General features: G+C 33.6%; 18 protein-coding genes. 11 read left to right on the top strand and 7 right to left on the bottom strand.

Annotation, left to right across the window (positions count from 1 at the left end):
- The first annotated feature begins 73 nt into the window (after positions 1 to 73).
- From BAU27_RS10365 to alo, 6 genes are all read left to right on the top strand, one after another.
- Positions 74 to 751: a response regulator transcription factor gene (locus BAU27_RS10365; RefSeq protein WP_071770831.1), complete on the top strand. Its 678-nt coding sequence runs from the start codon at positions 74 to 76 to the stop codon at positions 749 to 751.
- 632 nt (positions 752 to 1,383) lie between these two features.
- Complete coding sequence (locus BAU27_RS10360) at positions 1,384 to 2,397, top strand: siderophore ABC transporter substrate-binding protein (RefSeq protein ID WP_071770830.1); 1,014 nt, start codon at positions 1,384 to 1,386, stop codon at positions 2,395 to 2,397.
- 19 nt (positions 2,398 to 2,416) lie between these two features.
- A complete protein-coding gene (locus tag BAU27_RS10355) occupies positions 2,417 to 3,433 on the top strand; it encodes an ABC transporter permease (RefSeq protein ID WP_071770829.1) in 1,017 nt (338 codons plus the stop codon).
- Complete coding sequence (locus BAU27_RS10350; RefSeq protein WP_071770828.1) at positions 3,430 to 4,494, top strand: iron chelate uptake ABC transporter family permease subunit; 1,065 nt, start codon at positions 3,430 to 3,432, stop codon at positions 4,492 to 4,494. The genes BAU27_RS10355 and BAU27_RS10350 overlap by 4 nt, the downstream gene beginning before the upstream one ends.
- Entirely contained in the window at positions 4,491 to 5,243 is a 753-nt protein-coding gene (locus BAU27_RS10345) for an iron ABC transporter ATP-binding protein (protein ID WP_002139178.1), read from the top strand. The genes BAU27_RS10350 and BAU27_RS10345 overlap by 4 nt, the downstream gene beginning before the upstream one ends.
- Positions 5,244 to 5,793: 550 nt before the next feature.
- The gene (alo, locus tag BAU27_RS10335; protein WP_071770827.1) at positions 5,794 to 7,332 is read left to right on the top strand and encodes an anthrolysin O/cereolysin O family cholesterol-dependent cytolysin Alo; all 1,539 of its coding nucleotides are present in this window, start codon (positions 5,794 to 5,796) and stop codon (positions 7,330 to 7,332) included.
- A gap of 51 nt (positions 7,333 to 7,383) precedes the next feature.
- On the opposite strand, the gene BAU27_RS10330 is transcribed toward alo, so the two are convergent.
- From BAU27_RS10330 to BAU27_RS10320, 3 genes are all read right to left on the bottom strand, one after another.
- Positions 7,384 to 8,664, bottom strand: coding sequence for a purine/pyrimidine permease (locus BAU27_RS10330; protein WP_071770826.1), 1,281 nt, complete (start codon positions 8,662 to 8,664; stop codon positions 7,384 to 7,386).
- Positions 8,665 to 8,791: 127 nt separating this feature from the next.
- The gene (gene cynS, locus BAU27_RS10325) at positions 8,792 to 9,241 is read right to left on the bottom strand and encodes a cyanase (protein ID WP_071748062.1); all 450 of its coding nucleotides are present in this window, start codon (positions 9,239 to 9,241) and stop codon (positions 8,792 to 8,794) included.
- A 31-nt stretch (positions 9,242 to 9,272) separates the two neighbouring features.
- Positions 9,273 to 9,854, bottom strand: a complete 582-nt coding sequence (locus BAU27_RS10320; protein WP_071770825.1) for a beta-class carbonic anhydrase — start codon at positions 9,852 to 9,854, stop codon at positions 9,273 to 9,275.
- A gap of 167 nt (positions 9,855 to 10,021) precedes the next feature.
- On the opposite strand from BAU27_RS10320, the gene BAU27_RS10315 reads away from it, so the two are divergent.
- Complete coding sequence (locus BAU27_RS10315; RefSeq protein WP_071748064.1) at positions 10,022 to 10,453, top strand: Lrp/AsnC family transcriptional regulator; 432 nt, start codon at positions 10,022 to 10,024, stop codon at positions 10,451 to 10,453.
- Positions 10,454 to 10,714: 261 nt separating this feature from the next.
- Here BAU27_RS10315 and BAU27_RS10310 read toward each other — a convergent pair whose 3' ends face one another.
- From BAU27_RS10310 to BAU27_RS10295, 4 genes are all read right to left on the bottom strand, one after another.
- Positions 10,715 to 11,077 carry a hypothetical protein gene (locus tag BAU27_RS10310; RefSeq protein WP_071748065.1) on the bottom strand — a complete coding sequence of 121 codons (363 nt, stop codon included), beginning with the start codon at positions 11,075 to 11,077 and terminating at the stop codon, positions 10,715 to 10,717.
- Positions 11,078 to 11,396: 319 nt separating this feature from the next.
- Complete coding sequence (locus tag BAU27_RS10305) at positions 11,397 to 12,344, bottom strand: DUF4179 domain-containing protein (RefSeq protein WP_071770824.1); 948 nt, start codon at positions 12,342 to 12,344, stop codon at positions 11,397 to 11,399.
- A 3-nt stretch (positions 12,345 to 12,347) separates the two neighbouring features.
- Positions 12,348 to 12,878: an RNA polymerase sigma factor SigX gene (locus BAU27_RS10300; RefSeq protein WP_071748067.1), complete on the bottom strand. Its 531-nt coding sequence runs from the start codon at positions 12,876 to 12,878 to the stop codon at positions 12,348 to 12,350.
- Between the two features lie 567 nt (positions 12,879 to 13,445).
- Positions 13,446 to 14,414, bottom strand: a complete 969-nt coding sequence (locus BAU27_RS10295; RefSeq protein WP_071770823.1) for a DUF4822 domain-containing protein — start codon at positions 14,412 to 14,414, stop codon at positions 13,446 to 13,448.
- A gap of 356 nt (positions 14,415 to 14,770) precedes the next feature.
- Here BAU27_RS10295 and BAU27_RS10290 point away from each other — a divergent pair, with 356 nt between their 5' ends.
- The 4 genes from BAU27_RS10290 (at position 14,771) to BAU27_RS10275 (ending at position 17,227) form a co-directional block, all read left to right on the top strand.
- A complete protein-coding gene (locus BAU27_RS10290) occupies positions 14,771 to 15,730 on the top strand; it encodes a nuclease-related domain-containing protein (protein ID WP_071770822.1) in 960 nt (319 codons plus the stop codon).
- Positions 15,731 to 15,782: 52 nt separating this feature from the next.
- Positions 15,783 to 16,187, top strand: a complete 405-nt coding sequence (gene psiE / locus BAU27_RS10285; RefSeq protein WP_071748070.1) for a phosphate-starvation-inducible protein PsiE — start codon at positions 15,783 to 15,785, stop codon at positions 16,185 to 16,187.
- A 142-nt stretch (positions 16,188 to 16,329) separates the two neighbouring features.
- Positions 16,330 to 16,845 (top strand): spermidine N1-acetyltransferase, encoded by a 516-nt coding sequence (gene speG / locus BAU27_RS10280; RefSeq protein WP_071770821.1) that lies wholly within the window; start codon positions 16,330 to 16,332, stop codon positions 16,843 to 16,845.
- Between the two features lie 172 nt (positions 16,846 to 17,017).
- Entirely contained in the window at positions 17,018 to 17,227 is a 210-nt protein-coding gene (locus BAU27_RS10275) for a DUF3955 domain-containing protein (RefSeq protein ID WP_071748072.1), read from the top strand.
- Positions 17,228 to 17,350: the final 123 nt, after the last annotated feature.

Below are 17,350 nucleotides of genomic sequence, written 5' to 3'. Positions count from 1 at the left end.
TAAATCTTAAATTATTTTTTTGGGAATAATTTTTTATCTAACTAAGTTATATTGAAGTAGAGGTGAACCATCGGTGAAGCAGGTGTTGGTAATTAAGAATGAACGGTCTTTTGCAAAGAAAATCGTAAGCGGTCTCTCGCAAGAAGGATCTTTCATTTTAAAACTTCACAATGAAAACCAAGGTTTAAATATAATATATGAACAAAATTGGGATATTATCATATTGGATTGGGATTCATTAAGTATATCGGGACCAGAAATTTGCAGACAAATACGACTTGTTAAAATGACACCGATAATTATTGTGACCGACAATATTTCTAGCAAGGATTGCATAGCAGGGTTACAAGCGGGAGCAGATGATTATATAAGAAAACCATTTGTGAAAGAAGAATTAGTAGCAAGGGTTCAAGCTATTTTAAGGAGAAGTGACTGTATCCAGCAAAATGAGACAGACTTTTTTCAGTTTAAAGATCTCTTTGTTGATGCATCTAGCAATATTGTGAAAAAAGGTGGTAAAAATCTTACGCTTACTAAGCGCGAGTACGATTTACTTATATTTTTGATCAAGAATAAAAATACAATATTGAGCCGTGAAATGCTTTTGAATCAGGTTTGGGGATATAACGTAGTAGTAAATCCAAATGTAGTAGACTTATATATTGGGTACGTAAGAAAAAAGTTAAAGTGCGAGAAGAAAGATAGATATATTGAAACGATACATGGCAGGGGCTATTCAATGATTGAATGATAAAAATAAGTTGATAGGTAAAGTGTAGTTTGTCATAATAGAAAAAACGAGTAAAACTGTTTCTTTCAGTTTTACTCGTTTTTTTGTATTAAATTTGATAATCAAATAGTTTCTGAGAAATATTAAAAGGCGGAAACTATAAAAAGAATGTTTCTATCAGGCAATGAATTATGAAAATATTAGCTATTAATGGGCGTGCTTTGTAAGAGAAATCATGGTTTATCCCGCTATTTGCCGGGTAGTAAGACCCCAACCTCAAAATTCAGCGAAAGCAAAGAAGTTAGGTGGGGGGCGTGCTGTCCGTAAAGCCCGATTGGTGAAGGCTAATAATCAGTGGGGGATGAACAAAACCCACTGATTATAAAGTTTCACTTTATAAGGTGCTTATCTATTGGTTAGTGTGGAGGGGACGACTCTAGCGCGCATTAGTTGAGACCGTATCCAATTTATATTTAATTTTATTAACTCACACCATTCACAAGATTTTCACAGAACTAATGACTATACTAATTAACAGGATGTTCAAATGAAAATGATTATCAATAGCGATTTGGGTGCATAAAAGTTACTATCTAATTCAATCTATGGACTTTATCATTTTCGAACTAAATTACATTATAAGGAGTATACGTATGAAAAAATCTATGCTTTTAAAATTAGTGAGTATTCTAGCAATCTTCACTTTAATGTTAGTAGCTTGCTCGGATTCAAGTAAGGAAACTTCGAAGGCTAATAAAGGTGATAGTAGTGATAAGCCAAAAACGGTTGAAATCACTGATGCTCATGGAACTGTTAAAGTCCCTGTAAATCCAAAGAATGTAGTTGCTTTAGATAATAGAACTTTTGAAACTTTATCTGATTGGGGAATTAAATTAGCGGCTGCTCCAAAGGATATCATGCCTGCAGATTCAGCATATAAAAAGGATGAAAAAGTTCAAAATATCGGGAATCACCGCGAACCAAATCTTGAAATTATTGCAGCGGCAAACCCTGAACTTGTAATCGTTGGTCAAAGATTCGCTGACCATTACGAAGAAATCAAAAAATTAGTGCCAAATGCAGCAGTTATTGACCTTAATTTTGATGTTTCTGAGAAGGCTACTAAGCCTGGCGAAAACTTAGTAAAAGGTCTTAAAGACTCTACACTTACTTTAGGAAAAATCTTTGATAAAGATAAAGAAGCTAAACAATTAGTAGCTGATTTTGATAAATCTATTGAAAAAGCAAAATCTGCTTATAACGGAAAAGATAAAGTTATGAGTGTTATCGTTACTGGTGGGAATATTGGTTTTGCTGCTCCACATTCTGGTCGTGTTTGGGGACCAATGTATGAAATTTTCGGTTGGACTCCAGCATTAGAAGTTTCTAATTCTACTGCAGGTCATAAAGGTGATGACGTTTCTGTTGAAGCAATTGCACAAACAAATCCTGATTGGATTTTCGTATTAGATCGTGATGCTGCAACATCTGATGCAGCTACTTCAACACCTGCTAAGGATGTTATTTCTAAATCACCTGCTCTTCAAAACACAACTGCTGTTTCTAAAAAACAAGTTATTTATGCACCAGAAGATACTTACACAAATGAATCAATTCAGACTTATATAGAGTTATTTGGAAATATCGCAAAAACTTTAGCTAAGTAGTGTAAAGGAGTACGAAACAGTGTCAAAAAATATGATTTCTAGGGTTGAGAATATTTCTCAACCCCAGTTTTATAATCACAACAAAATATGGACAAAACCTTTTATAATAGCGATTATGATTGTTCTAATTTTAGGGATTATATCACTGTTTACTGGGGTTTATGATATACGTGGACAAGAGGACGGAATGGAGATGTTTTTCATAACTCGTGTTCCGAGAACAGTTGCATTAATGCTTACTGGAGCTGCAATGGCGATGGCAGGGCTCGTAATGCAACTTATTACACAAAATCGTTTTGTTGAACCTACTACAACGGGGACTATTGAATGGTCAGGCTTAGGCCTGCTTTTTGTGTATTTACTATTTCCTGCCCCGACTTTAGTTCAAAGAATGACTGGTGCAATCATTTTTTCTTTTATAGGAACTATGATTTTCTTTCTATTTTTAAGAAGAGTTAAACTTCGTTCGTCTTTAATTGTCCCGATTATTGGATTGATGCTTGGAGCAGTTATTTCTGCAGTGTCTACTTTTATGGGACTCCTTTTTCAAATGACGCAAAGTATTGAAACTTGGTTTGTAGGTTCATTTGCTAACATTCAGGTGGGAAGATATGAATATTTATGGCTGATTGTTATCATTTCTTTTCTTATTTTTATGTATGCTAATAGATTGACTTTAGCTGGACTAGGAGAAGATGTCGCAACAAGCCTTGGAGTTAATTACAATAGAATTGTTCTTTTTGGGACTGCTCTTATCTCTGTTGCAGTTGGAATTGTTGCAGCTGTTATTGGGCACTTACCTTTCTTGGGATTAATTGTGCCGAATATTGTTTCAATGTTTAGAGGAGATGATCTTAGGAGTAATTTACCTTGGGTTTGTGTGATTGGAATGGGGACAATAACTGCCTGTGACATCATTTCTCGAACAATTATAAAGCCTTTTGAAGTCCCTGTTTCTTTAATACTTGCAACAGTGGGAGCAGTTGTGTTTATTACTATTTTATTGAGACAAAGAAAACCAAGGAGGCTGCGATGATCACATTAGAATATAAAAATAAAGAAAATGTCGAAATCGATTCTAGCCTTCATAATGAAAGTAGATCAGCTAGCGCTTTTCGTTCTAAGAAGGAAGCAAGACGTTATTGGATTTTACTGATAACATTGATTGCTTTAGGTCTCCTTTCTTCATATGGACTTTTAGTGTATAACAATCCAGTTCCAATAGATTCACCTTCTTTTATCCCAGTTGTTAAGAGAAGGATAGTAGCTATTGTTGCAATGATTATTGCAGCTGTGTGCCATAGCTTGTCGACAGTTGCTTTCCAATCCATTACGAATAATAAGATTATTACTCCTTCGCTTTTAGGTTTTGAATCACTTTATTCAGCAATTCAAACGAGTACAATATTCTTCTTTGGTGCTAGTGCATTGCTCAATTTTAATGGAATTGGATCATTTTTATTTCAAGTCGTTGTTATGGTCTTCATGAGTTTGATACTTTATGGATGGTTACTTTCCGGTAAATACGGGAATTTACAACTTATGCTTTTAGTTGGAATTATTATTGGTACCGGGTTAAATTCTGTGTCAACTTTCATGAGAAAACTACTTGCACCTTCAGAATTTGATATTTTACAAGCGAGATTATTTGGTTCTGTTAATCATGCAGATCCTGCTTATTTTCCCGTTGTAATTCCTATGGTCATAATTGTAGCAGTATTAATTTTTGCTCATTCTAAGAATTTGAATGTTTTGTCACTAGGAAAGGATGTTGCTACTTCTTTTGGAGTTAAATATCAACCTAGTGTAATTTATACGCTTGTATTAGTAGCTATTTTAATGTCCATTTCAACAGCTTTAATCGGGCCGCTTACTTTCTACGGATTTTTAGTAGCAACTTTGAGTTATCAGGCGGCGTCAACGTATGATCATAGATATATTTTTCCAATGGCTTTTGCAATAGGATTTTTAATAATAACGAGTGCATACTTTTTAATGTATCATGTATTCCATGCTCAAGGTGTGGTTTCAGTTATTATTGAATTATTTGGTGGAATCATATTCTTAACTATAGTTTTAAGGAAGAGGGCTTTATGATAAAAATTGATAATGTTAAAAAGTTCTATACTGATAAGGTGAAAATAGGACCTTTGGATATTGAAATACCAAAAGCAGGCTTTACTTCTTTAATTGGACCGAATGGGGCTGGAAAGTCAACGACACTTTTGATGATTGGCAGACTTTTAGATATGGATGAAGGTCAAATTCAGGTAGCGAATATGGATGTTTCTGAATCCAAATCAAAAGACTTAGCAAAAGTTTTGACTATATTGCGACAAGAAAATCATTTTGTAACTAGGCTTACTGTTAGACAATTAGTTGGATTTGGACGCTTTCCTTATTCAAAGGGAAGATTAACTAAAGAGGATGAAGCTATCATTTCTAAATATATCGACTTCCTAGATTTAACTAATTTAGAGAATAGATATTTAGATGAGCTTTCTGGTGGTCAAAGACAAAGGGCATATGTAGCGATGGTATTGTGCCAAGAGACTGAATATGTACTTTTGGACGAACCTTTGAATAATCTTGATGTTGCTCGTTCTGTTCAAATGATGGAGCATTTGAGACGTGCAGCTAATGAATTCGGAAGAACAATTCTGACTGTTATGCATGACATAAATTTTGCGGCTAAATACTCTGACAAAATTTGTGCTATGAAAGATGGACAAATTGCTGCTTTTGGAACAGTAGAAGAGGTTATGGACCCAGAAATTTTGACAGATATTTTTGAAACAAAAATAGAAATTATCAATGGTCCTTATGGTCCAATCGCTGTTTATTAGTTACAAAATGTAAAAAAATACTGTAACTTGCGTAGATTATGCAAGCTACCCTAGTTGAAGTTGCTGTCTGTATTTTATAGGCAGCAGCTTTTTTTATGTGATTGCTCATGATGACTCTTAATGTTTCTGGCTGCTGGCAACAGTCCTTCAGGTATTTCATTACTTCTGGTCCTGTGACGCTTCCAACAATAAACTTGTAGATTACTCATAAAATGCAAAAGAATGCTTCACCTTTTCAAGTATGTACCAAACGAAAAAAATATCTCTGTATAACTTTTCATAAGAATTCAGCTTGTTTTTTTGTATGTAATATTGCATATAAGAGTGTATTGATAAAAGTGTAAGGGGTCACTATAATGAGGGCATAAAGATAAATCACATTTTCATAGCAATAAAAAGGAGGAAATAATATGAAAATCGCAATGGCAGTTTTGAAATTTGTAGGTGGCGTAATCCCGTTAATTCAAGAACTTTTAAAAGCATTTATGTAGGTTTATTAGTTAGCTATCATTTATCAATCATTATCATATTTTACTAAAAAAAGAACGGGGTGATTTTTCTGAATATTAAGAAAAACACTAAAGGAAGAAAGTTCCTTACATGTTTATTAGTTAGTCTATGCACTATTAATTATTCATCTATTTCCTTCGCAGAAACACAAGCAAGTAATGCAACTGATGTAACCCAAAATGCTAGTGGCATTGATACTGGTATAGCAAATCTTAAATATAATAATCAAGAGGTTTTAGCTGTAAATGGTGATAAAGTAGAGAGTTTTGTTCCGAAAGAAAGTATCAATTCAAATGGTAAATTTGTAGTAGTGGAACGCGAGAAAAAATCACTTACAACGTCACCAGTCGATATTTCAATTATTGATTCTGTAGTGAATCGCACGTATCCAGGAGCTGTACAACTTGCAAATAAAGCTTTTGCAGACAATCAACCGAGTTTATTAGTGGCTAAGAGAAAGCCTTTGAATATTAGTATAGACTTACCTGGCATGAGAAAAGAAAATACAATCACTGTCCAAAATCCGACATATGGTAATGTGGCTGGAGCAGTAGATGATTTAGTATCTACTTGGAATGAAAAGTATTCTAAAACACATACGTTACCCGCAAGAATGCAGTATACAGAATCTATGGTTTATAGTAAATCACAAATCGCAAGTGCCCTTAACGTTAACGCCAAATATCTTGATAACAGTCTAAACATTGATTTTAATGCGGTTGCAAATGGAGAGAAAAAAGTGATGGTAGCGGCATATAAGCAAATATTTTATACCGTAAGTGCTGAACTACCTAACAATCCATCCGATCTTTTTGATAATAGTGTTACTTTTGGTGAGTTAACTCGTAAAGGTGTAAGTAATTCGGCTCCACCTGTTATGGTCTCAAATGTAGCTTATGGTAGAACTGTTTATGTAAAATTAGAAACAACATCTAAGAGCAAAGATGTACAAGCTGCTTTTAAAGCCTTACTTAAGAATAACAGCGTCGAAACGAGTGGACAGTACAAAGATATTTTTGAAGAAAGTACCTTTACCGCTGTAGTATTAGGCGGAGATGCGAAAGAGCATAACAAGGTTGTTACTAAAGATTTCAATGAAATCCGAAATATCATTAAAGATAATGCTGAATTAAGTCTTAAAAATCCAGCATACCCAATTTCATATACAAGTACTTTTTTAAAAGATAATGCAACTGCTGCTGTTCATAACAATACAGATTATATCGAGACGACAACTACAGAATATTCAAGTGCTAAAATGACACTGGATCATTACGGTGCTTACGTTGCGCAATTTGATGTATCTTGGGATGAATTCACATTTGATCAAAATGGTAAAGAAGTACTAACACATAAAACATGGGATGGTAGCGGCAAAGACAAAACGGCTCATTACTCTACAGTTATCCCTCTTCCACCAAATTCAAAAAATATAAAAATCGTAGCAAGAGAATGTACTGGTCTTGCATGGGAATGGTGGAGAACAATTATTAATGAACAAAATGTTCCATTAACAAATGAAATAAAAGTTTCAATTGGAGGAACAACATTATACCCAACTGCTAGTATTAGTCATTAGGTATAAAAAAGCGCCCTGTAAGTAGGGCGCTTTTTTACTTAGTCACAAATTTTACTCTTTCCAAAACTGTTCCAATAGAATGACAAGCATGGTACCCACAAGTAATCCATTACTTAAAACATATTGTAAGGAAGAAGGAATTCCGCTAAATGCACTTTCTGGAAGAAACATTATTCCCAAACTGATTAATAATGAAATTCCTAATATAGTTAATCGGCGTTGATTTAATTCTTCACGTAAAATGGATTGAAATGAAATGCCTATTACTTGTACAAATGTTGCTAAAAGTGCAGCATTAGCAATAGGACCTGGTAGCAAGGATATAAAGTTTACAATTGAGGGGATAAAAGAAATACCTGCTAATATAAGACTTGCTATAAGAAACGACTTCACTTTTTTTTGGCCTGTTAGTTGAATAAATCCTGCTGATGCAGGTAATGGTACAATTCCAATTGTAGAGAACAATGACGAGATAATATGTGATATACCTCCGACCCATACACCACGGTTCAGTGTTTGCTTTTCATGTTCTTTAGATAACGGAGCCACTTGTTTTACAGCCGAAATAGCAGCAATTGTATTTGCAACTAAAAGAAAGGTAAATAAAGTCGCAGTTAGAGTCATTCCAATATCGAATCTAGGTGTGCCCCAAGAAAATAGCTCTGGTAACTTAACTAACGGTGTGTGTGAAGGCATATGAGATGATTTTCCTAATACAGCATACAAAAGCCAACCACATGAAATTCCAAGTAACACAGCGTAACTTTTCATCCATCCTTTCCCTTTAATTGATAAGAAAGTAATAAGGGCAAAAACAAAGAGCGCAATAGTAGCCGTTGTATAATCAGGATGAGTTACAGCTCCTTGTAATCCCATCATTCCTTTTAGTAACACACCACTAAGCTGAAGAGATAATATTAAAAGAAAAGTGCCTGTAACCAAAGGTGTAAATAAATGTAGAATTCGATGAACAAGCCCTGTTATACCAAGAACGAAGAGTAATATACCTGCAATAATTAACCCGCCTTCTAAAAGTTGCAACACGTCTTTTGCGCTTTGGCCCTGATGCATAGCTACTTGTCCCAGTATGACAAATATACTTACCCATGAACCGGCTGGACCATCTGCTATGGGATAGCGATGCCCAAACCATGCTTGTATAAATGAACTTACTCCCACGACTAAAAAAGTTCGCTGCATTAATGTTGAGATATCTTCTATTGATAAATAGAAGATGCCACCAATAATTATAGGCAATGCAATTGCATTTGCTAATAAAAACACAAACCACTGTAGAATACTAAAGCTCGTATTAAAGTATTTTTTATTCATATTAGTCTCCTTTGCCGAAAAAGAATCTCATAGTAAAAATCCACCCTTTCTATACAGTTAGATTAAAAAGGATGGATTTTGTAAATCTATAAAATCATTTTAATTATATAGATAGATTTTTAATTAATTACCATGTACGGAACGGTAAGAATTTCCCGTTAAGTGTAATAACGATACGAGGATCGCCACCTTTTGGATCTTCTTGTGTATCCACACCTAGATTGAAGTTAATTGCACTCATTACACCTTCGCCAGCTTTTTCTAAGATTAATTCTCTAAGAGTTGGTGCGTATTGTAACATCATTTCATATAATCGATATAAGATTGGGTCAGTAGGAGGCATTTGCATTACTTGACCTCGAAGTGGAACTACTGTTAATGCCTGAACTACTTCTTCATCTAATTCTAATAGTTTACCAATTTTTTCTGCTTCCGGACGTGTCATTGTAGCTTGTCCTAATAATGCTGTTACAACCCAAGTCTCAGAGTTTTCACTTACTTTTGAAATTTCTTCCCATGTTAAACCTTTTGTGATTTTTGCTTCCATAATTTTTTGCGTAGCTTCTTGTCTATTCATATCTAATAACTTCCCTTCATTTAAGTAATAATTAATTTTTCATACCATGTAATGTTTTATATCCATCAACTACTAAATCTAATTTACCTGTGTGAGGATCAATAACTAAACCATGTACAGGAACATCTTTTGGAATAAGTGGATGATTTCTTACTAAATCAACATTAGCTTGAGTTGAATCGCAGACATCATCGAATCCAAATAACCATTTTTCAAGGTCAACACCAGCATATTCAATTGCTGATAAAATTTCTGGTGAAGCTACTCCGCGATCTAATATTTTTTGAAGTGTTCCTTTTGGATTAGTTTGGCTTGCACCACATCTATGGTGTCCGATAAGATAGATTTCATCTGCATTTAGATCATATACTGATGCTACAACACTTTGCATAACACTATCGAAAGCAGAAGCAATTTTACCACCTGCATTTCTGATAACTTTTGCATCACCATCGTGTATATCTAAAGCTTTTGGAAGTAGCTCAATTAAACGAGCATCCATGCAAGAAACAACAACCATACGTTTTTTAGGCATTTTTGTCGCTTCACAAGCAGCGTATTCCTCATTTTCTACAAATTGTTCATTGAACGATAGGATTTCTTGTAATAACATATTTGTAACCTCCTTTAAATCTAGATGTATTTTTTTGTTGCGTCCTCTATGTTATAGGTGAATATAACTGATAAATAATGTGATGTAAGAGGATAAACTAAGTATAGTGAATTGTATCGATAAGCAGAATAAGCTGGCGAAACACTTTCTGGCTTTCTACTTTCACGGTGAAAGGATTGGTTTATATCATTGATCAAACAGATTTTGAGATACTAAAATTATTAGGAGAAAACTCAAGAATACAATGGAAAGAACTTGGTCAGAAAATACATATGACGGGGCAGGCTGTAGGAAATCGAATTCGAAGGTTAGAGGATTTAGGGATTATTGAGCAATACACAATCGCAATAAACCGAATCAAATTAGGACAAGTAGTGACTGCGTTTGTTACTTTGTTCGTAACAACAGCTAACCATCATGAGTTTATGAATTTCTTTCAAGGAGAAGAAGGGATTTCTGAAGTACATCGTATAAGTGGTGATGGATGTTATTTATTAAAAACACATTTTTCTTCCAATGAAGAGTTGGATAACTTTCTAGGACGACTATTAAAGTACGGGAATTACCGTGTTAACCTATCAATAGGGAAGTTAAAATAAACTTTCTGCAAGTTTATGGTTCTTTTTGCTTGTGGCTAAGACATGGTTCAACAAATAAAAGGAGTATCTCTTATTTAATAAGAGATACTCCTTTTATTTGTTTTTAATAATTATCGATTATTTCACATCTGATTTTTCTTTTTTCATTATTTACTTTTGACTAGTGAAGGGAACTTTTTTAACATCAAAACCCCTGCGCTGTATGCAACAGAGATTCTATTATTACTTATCTGACGGTATGATCCTATTTCATTTTATAGCTTATTTAGAAGAATCATGTGCAGGTTTTGATTTAGTGTCCTCAGGCATTTCAAAGGTTTGATTATGGTTAGATTTCACATCTTCGTTAGGAATTGCTGGCACTGCGTCTTCAGGTGAATTATGGATTGGCGAAGAAGTTGTTGTTCCATCTACACTTGTTGTAACTGATATTGGTTGATTTTGATCAATTTTTGTACCTTTGTCCATCTTTTTTGCGGATTCTTTTTCATTTTTATTTGTTTGTCTCCATTCTATTTTTTTATTCGATTCTAGTTTGTTCGTTTTCATATCTTTTGTATCTACTGCACCACCCGCTAATAATCCTGTACTTAAAAGTGTTCCTGCTAATAATGTTTTAAACATTTTCCATTACCTCCTTGTTTAAGATTACATTTAGCATAAAACGAGTATCTGGAGTTTATTTGGAGTTCATCTAGATTTTATGTAAGTTTTGCATGTAGGGGCACCATACGAAAAAAGAAAATTGTGCGTTTGGACAAAAAGTAGCCGATTCCCTGTATGTTAAGGAACCGGCTACTTTATATACTACCTTTTTATGATTATGAAATTAAAAATGATAGAGTAGAAATCAGGTATGAAATAAATGTAAGTAACACAAGGAAGAATATAAGCATGGTATTGGATACACATCGTTCTATTCTTTTTTTCATTCAAATTTACTTTATTTTTTCAATTTGGTAGGATCAATTTGAAGTTGACCTTTCCAAGAACCAGCTACTTTTCCAATTCTGCTTATATTGATATCTAATGTAAGTGGTTGTTTGAAAGAATTTTTCCCTTCAGGACCTTCGATAAATGTAATGACACCTTCTGGTCTATCCTTAAAACGAATACCTATATGCTTTAATTCTTTACCTGATGCTTTTAGTTCGAATGGTCCACCATTTGCTCCTTGAATAAATGCTAATTGTCCGAAGTACCCATCTTTCTTATACTCTGGGTTTTTTTCTTGTTGACCATTTACTTTGCCGTCATCTTCAAGTTGTAACCCCGTTGTATCAAATTCAAACGGTACTACATTTCCATTTTCTTTTTCAATTTTGTAATGAACGGATATACGTGCATCCGCTACATATAATTCTTTCAGATATACTGTAACACCTTGATCTGTAATCTTTTCATCAAGAGGAATAAATTGCCCTTTTGTAACGTCTCTTCCTTCATCGATAATCGTATCATTTGAAATTGCATTGGAAAAATAAGAGGCAACACCTGTAGCTGCCACTCGAACTTGTGGAATCATGGCTGTTGAAAAAAGCCCTGCTACCGCTACTGCTATATACATGAAACGTTTTGATTTTTTATTCATATTTGTAAATAATCCCTTCTTCTGTTCAGGTTTTTGATTGATATAAGAAACATCTTCTAATTTTGCGCGACTTTCAAATGCTTTCCACGCTTGGTCTACATCAATTTTGATTTCCTTTGATGAATGTACTATTTCTTCCTCTAACATGACATTTTCCCATTGATTTAATTTACTAATTTCTAGTAATAAGTCTTGGCATGCGTTACACGTATCTAAATGTTTTGTGAATTCTTTTCTTGTCTCATAAGGTAATTCCCCATCCATATATGCTTGAATAAATCCCACATCATAACAATTCATTTATTAAGCCTCCTCTAATTGTTTATAAATCTTACGAAACTTTTGTTTGGCTCGGACCAATAATGTTCCAATAGAAGATATGTCGATTTGAAGCACTTCGGCAATTTCCTTATACTGAAAACCAGAAAATTTCATCAATAAAATGGTTCGATCTCGTTCATCCATGTTACGGAGTACCATTTGTACCTTTGTAATTTCTTCTTGTCTAATCCAGTCATCATCTAATGATGAAATATGTTGTACTTCATGATATTGTATGGTTTTATCTACTCTCGCCTGATGTCGTTTTTCAGATCGTAGATATTTATACGCTACATAAGTAGAAGATTTTATTAGCCATCCAGGTAAGTGTTCAATTCTCTTCCAATCGTTGCGATATAGCTGTAAAAAGACTTCTTGGGCTAATTCTTCAGCGATAGTCTGATTTTTGACAATCCATACGATCTGTTTCACAACGTAAACATAGTTTTGTTTAAACAAATCTTCAAATGTCACATCCGAAAAAGGCCTGTCTTCCTTTTTTATTTTTAACATGTCAGTTAAAACCTCACTCTCATTTGATGCCTGTATTATAGAGAACCCGGAATAACGGGTTTTGTGACAAAATTTTTTATTTTTTTATTATGTACGAAAAAAATATTCATCTGTTAAGGTGAAAAAAGGATGGCAGTGTTCGAGTTGTAATAGTGTTTCTAACTATGCACAGAAGTAAGTGTATTTTACAAGATTAAACACGTCTTATTGAAAAGGCGATTAATAATAGTGATTTGGAAGAGCTTCTGAATGTGCAATTAAGCTCAATCGTGAAAAGGTTACTTCAAGTATTGGAAGTTCTATATACCGGTGAGAGTAAAGGGAAGAAGTATGATTTAACACTTTATCAGTAAGGAAAGTAAAAGGACCATCAATTAATTGATGATCCTTTTACTTTTAGGAATTTATTTTACACCTAAATTTTCTTTTGTTTTTGCAGGTAAATCAGCCTTTCTGTACTTCTTCATAAGGTTTAATTTCTGTGTCTGGTATATCTGTTTTCTTTTCGTCCTCTTGCTTAATAAGAAAAATCCTGCAGCTCAGTACAGGATTTTTAATCCAACTTTATTAAAAACTAAATTGTGGTTTAACATCACCTTTATAAGGTTCATGTTCAACAAATATCGTTATGTCCTTACCAGCTTGGTCTTTACCAGTTCTTTTATACGTAAATTTATTATTATTCAGTTCAGTAAGTTCAAGAGCGGCGCCATATTTATTATTTCCAATTGAAACATGGGCTCTTATTTTATTTTCATGTAAAACATCGAAGTAGCCATAATCACCACGGCTTTGACCTGTTTCGCTATTGAAGAACTCATATTTATTAGACTTGTCATCGAATTTTGCTAGACTTATAAAATTCGAATTAAATTGTGTTACATCATTACCGGCTTCATCTAATACTTTTGTTCCGTGCCAAAGGGTTCCGCCTAAAATTTTATCTCCATCAACGTTTTTAACGATATCGCCTGTAGTCGTGTTCAGCTGCTTGTCCGGATCAGTGAAAGAAAGCTCTTTTTCTTTATATGGAACATGTTCAACGAAAACTTCTACATCTTTACCATTGGCATCTTTCCCCATTCGTTTATAAGTAAATACATTTTTATTTAGCTTTGTCATATCAACAACAGCTTGATACTTCATTGATTCTGAAATTAATATTCTCTTCTTACCATCATTTGTGATAAAGAAAGTTCCTTTATCGCCACGACTTGCACCTGTTTTAGCATCAAAGAATTCATATCTGCCAGACTTTGCATCATATTTTGCAAGACCAATGAAGTTTGCATTTTCTTTTGTTAAGTCATTCTTATCTTTGTCTAACACTCGTGTGCCTTGCCAATTTGTGTCGCTAAGAATGTTAGCCATTTTTTGGCCATTCGTTAACTTATTATGTTCCTTTTTGGTTTCTTTAGCAGCTTGTTCTTGTTTCGGTTTACTATGATTTTCTTCGGCTTTAGTACCAACGCACCCTGTTAGTGCTAGTGAGAATCCGAGCAGTATTGATGAAAGTGCTTTTGTTTTTTTGTTCATGTTTTATCGTCTCCTTATTTTATAAATGTAAGTAGTACGGTTTGTGATTGTAGTAATAGTTACTACGTTTATTATGTTAATAGCCGAGTATAAACTACCGCTAAATAAATCATTAAAAAAAGATAAACTAATTCCTAAAATTTTTTCATATTTATAAAAAGGAATTTTACATGCGGTGAATGTTACTCTTTCATTTTGAAAATGCCATAATCAAATGGGGGGATTAACATTATGATTACAGTGCGATTTTTGATGTGATGCTATACTGTGTATAGGCTTTTGATGTGTGTGTCGTTTTTTGTCGGTAAGTCGATATATTTCGAAAATCGCTGATATATTTTGGAGGGGGGATAAAAATGATTGTGAAAGAGCGGGAAATGCCCGTATATTTGCTTCAGTTAGACGCTCTCCTTAGAAGATTGCCTACCTATCATCCCAAAAGGAATATGGTGGCTGAAAATCTAGCAAAATTTATGGCTGGTTATAAAGGAGAGCAGGCGATTGAATATCCGCTTAGTTTCTTATCTGAAACAGAATACAGTATTTTACATGATATTAGGTTGTTTGATCAGAAACATTATTTCCAAATTGATACCCTCATAGTTTCCTCACGTTTTCTTCTTTTTCTTGAAATAAAAAATATTATTGGTACATTAATCTTTGATGCAAAGTTTAATCAGCTCATTCGAATAGCAGATGGTACTTGGGAAGAAGGGTTCCCAGATCCGATTTTACAACTGAAGCGGCAAGAGATGCAGTTGAGAAAATGGCTGAGTTTGCATGGTTTATATAATATCCCGATGGAATCCCTCGTTGTAATTAGTTCACCTCGTACAATTATTAAAACTTCAGATGAAATACTTCCTAGTAAAATTATCCACGGTGCAAATTTACCTAATAGAATCAAACAAATTGAAAATCAATATAAAGAAGAAGCAATTGGTAATACAAAAGGACTTATAAATCAAATTATGAATGAGAACTTTCCACAGCGACAAAATATTCTTGCACAATATAAAATTAAAAAAGAGGAATTGCTCAGGGGAGTACAGTGTGAGGAATGTTTTACAATGGCAATGTTAAAAGAAAAACAGGGATGGCGTTGCTCAAACTGTAATAGTACGTCTAAACATGCTCATTTACGTGCTTTACAAGATTACACACTTCTGATTGACATGATAACTACTAATAGCAAATTGAGGGACTTTCTTAATATGCAATCTAGCTCTGCGGTTAAAAGACTCCTCCAAACAATGAATATCCCCTACACAGGGGAAAACAAAGGACGAATATATGATTTAACTTCTTTCCAATGATAATTTTGCTATAATAAATAAGTACTTATACGAAGGAGAGTCTAAAGAGAAAATGAAGTCATTTAATATCGATCATGTTATAGCTAGTGTTTTGCAATGGATATTAAATATAGCTTTAATTATATTATCCATTGTGTTATCGATCTTTTTAATTAACGAGACGATTACTTTTATTCAATACATATTTTCGGCGAAGAAGTATACATCTTATAAATTAGTGGAAAGTATTATTGTCTATTTCTTATACTTTGAGTTCATCGCATTAATTATTAAATATTTTAAATCGAATTATCATTTTCCGTTACGCTATTTTATTTATATCGGGATTACGGCTTTAATTCGATTGATTATCGTGTCACATGATGAACCGTTTGAGACGTTATTATATGCAGGTTCCATTCTTGTTTTAGTTATTGCTTTATACATATCAAATTTGAGAGATTTGAGAAAAGAGTAGCGGTGCAGATATAAGTTTGCACTGCTTTTTTATGCCTTGACCTTCAAGTTACTTGAAAGTTTACAATGTAAATAGGGCGTTTGAAATTGAAAAAAATTGAGAAATTAAGTGAAGAGGTTTCTTTTACTTGGAGGTTATAGGAATGCATAAGGAATTGAAATTACGTCCATTAGAACGAGAAGATTTAAAGTTTGTACACGAACTTAATAATAACGCGCATATTATGTCGTATTGGTTTGAAGAGCCGTATGAGGCCTTTGTGGAGCTACAGGATTTATATGATAAACATATACATGATCAAAGTGAACGCCGGTTTATCGTTGAAAAAGATAATGAGATGGTTGGATTGGTCGAATTAGTAGAAATCGATTATATTCACCGTAGAACTGAATTCCAAATTATTATTGATCCGAGTTACCAAGGTTACGGTTATGCAGCTGATGCAACGCGTTTAGCAATGGATTACGCTTTTTCAGTATTAAATATGCATAAAATATATTTAGTTGTCGATAAAGAGAATGAAAAAGCTGTACACGTTTATAAAAAAGTCGGATTTATAGTGGAAGGTGAGCTTCAAGATGAGTTCTTCGTTGATGGCAACTACCATAATGCGATAAGAATGTGTATGTTCCAAAAAGAATATTTTAGAGTGAAATAATGGAGTGAAGAGACTATAGATAATGATTGTCTATAGTCTTTTTGTTATTTGAAACAATAACTGTTTATTGTAAAACGATAAAAAATTGTTGACTTGTAATATGGTGGGGCTTATTATGATGGTAGTCAAAGGGATATGGAAAATTAATTATGAAGTTAAAGGAGAATATATTATGAAAAATAAATATTTATTAGCTATCGTACTGATATCGTTAGGAGTTACTTGTTTATTAATACAAGGTGCAACTAGTAAAGTGGAGGAAAATGGTTTGCTTGTAGAACCGTTCTTTTTCCTAGTACCAATAAGTTATTTACTGTTCTTTAGTGGTATTGGTGTGTCGCTATTTGGATTTGTTACTTCAAAGTTGAAAAAACAGCAATAGATAAAGTGAAACTTTAATCAGTGGGGGTTTTGTTCATTCCCAACTGATTATTAGCTTTCACCAAGCGAGATAAAACACTTACTATGAAATAGAAACATACGATATGGAAGAAAAATAAAAAGT

The organism is Bacillus sp. NH11B (genome assembly GCF_001884205.1).
GTDB classification, from domain to species: Bacteria; Bacillota; Bacilli; order Bacillales; family Bacillaceae_G; genus Bacillus_A; species Bacillus_A proteolyticus.
Note: the sequence above shows the minus strand (reverse complement) of the source record. Positions and strands in the feature narration are given on the sequence as shown.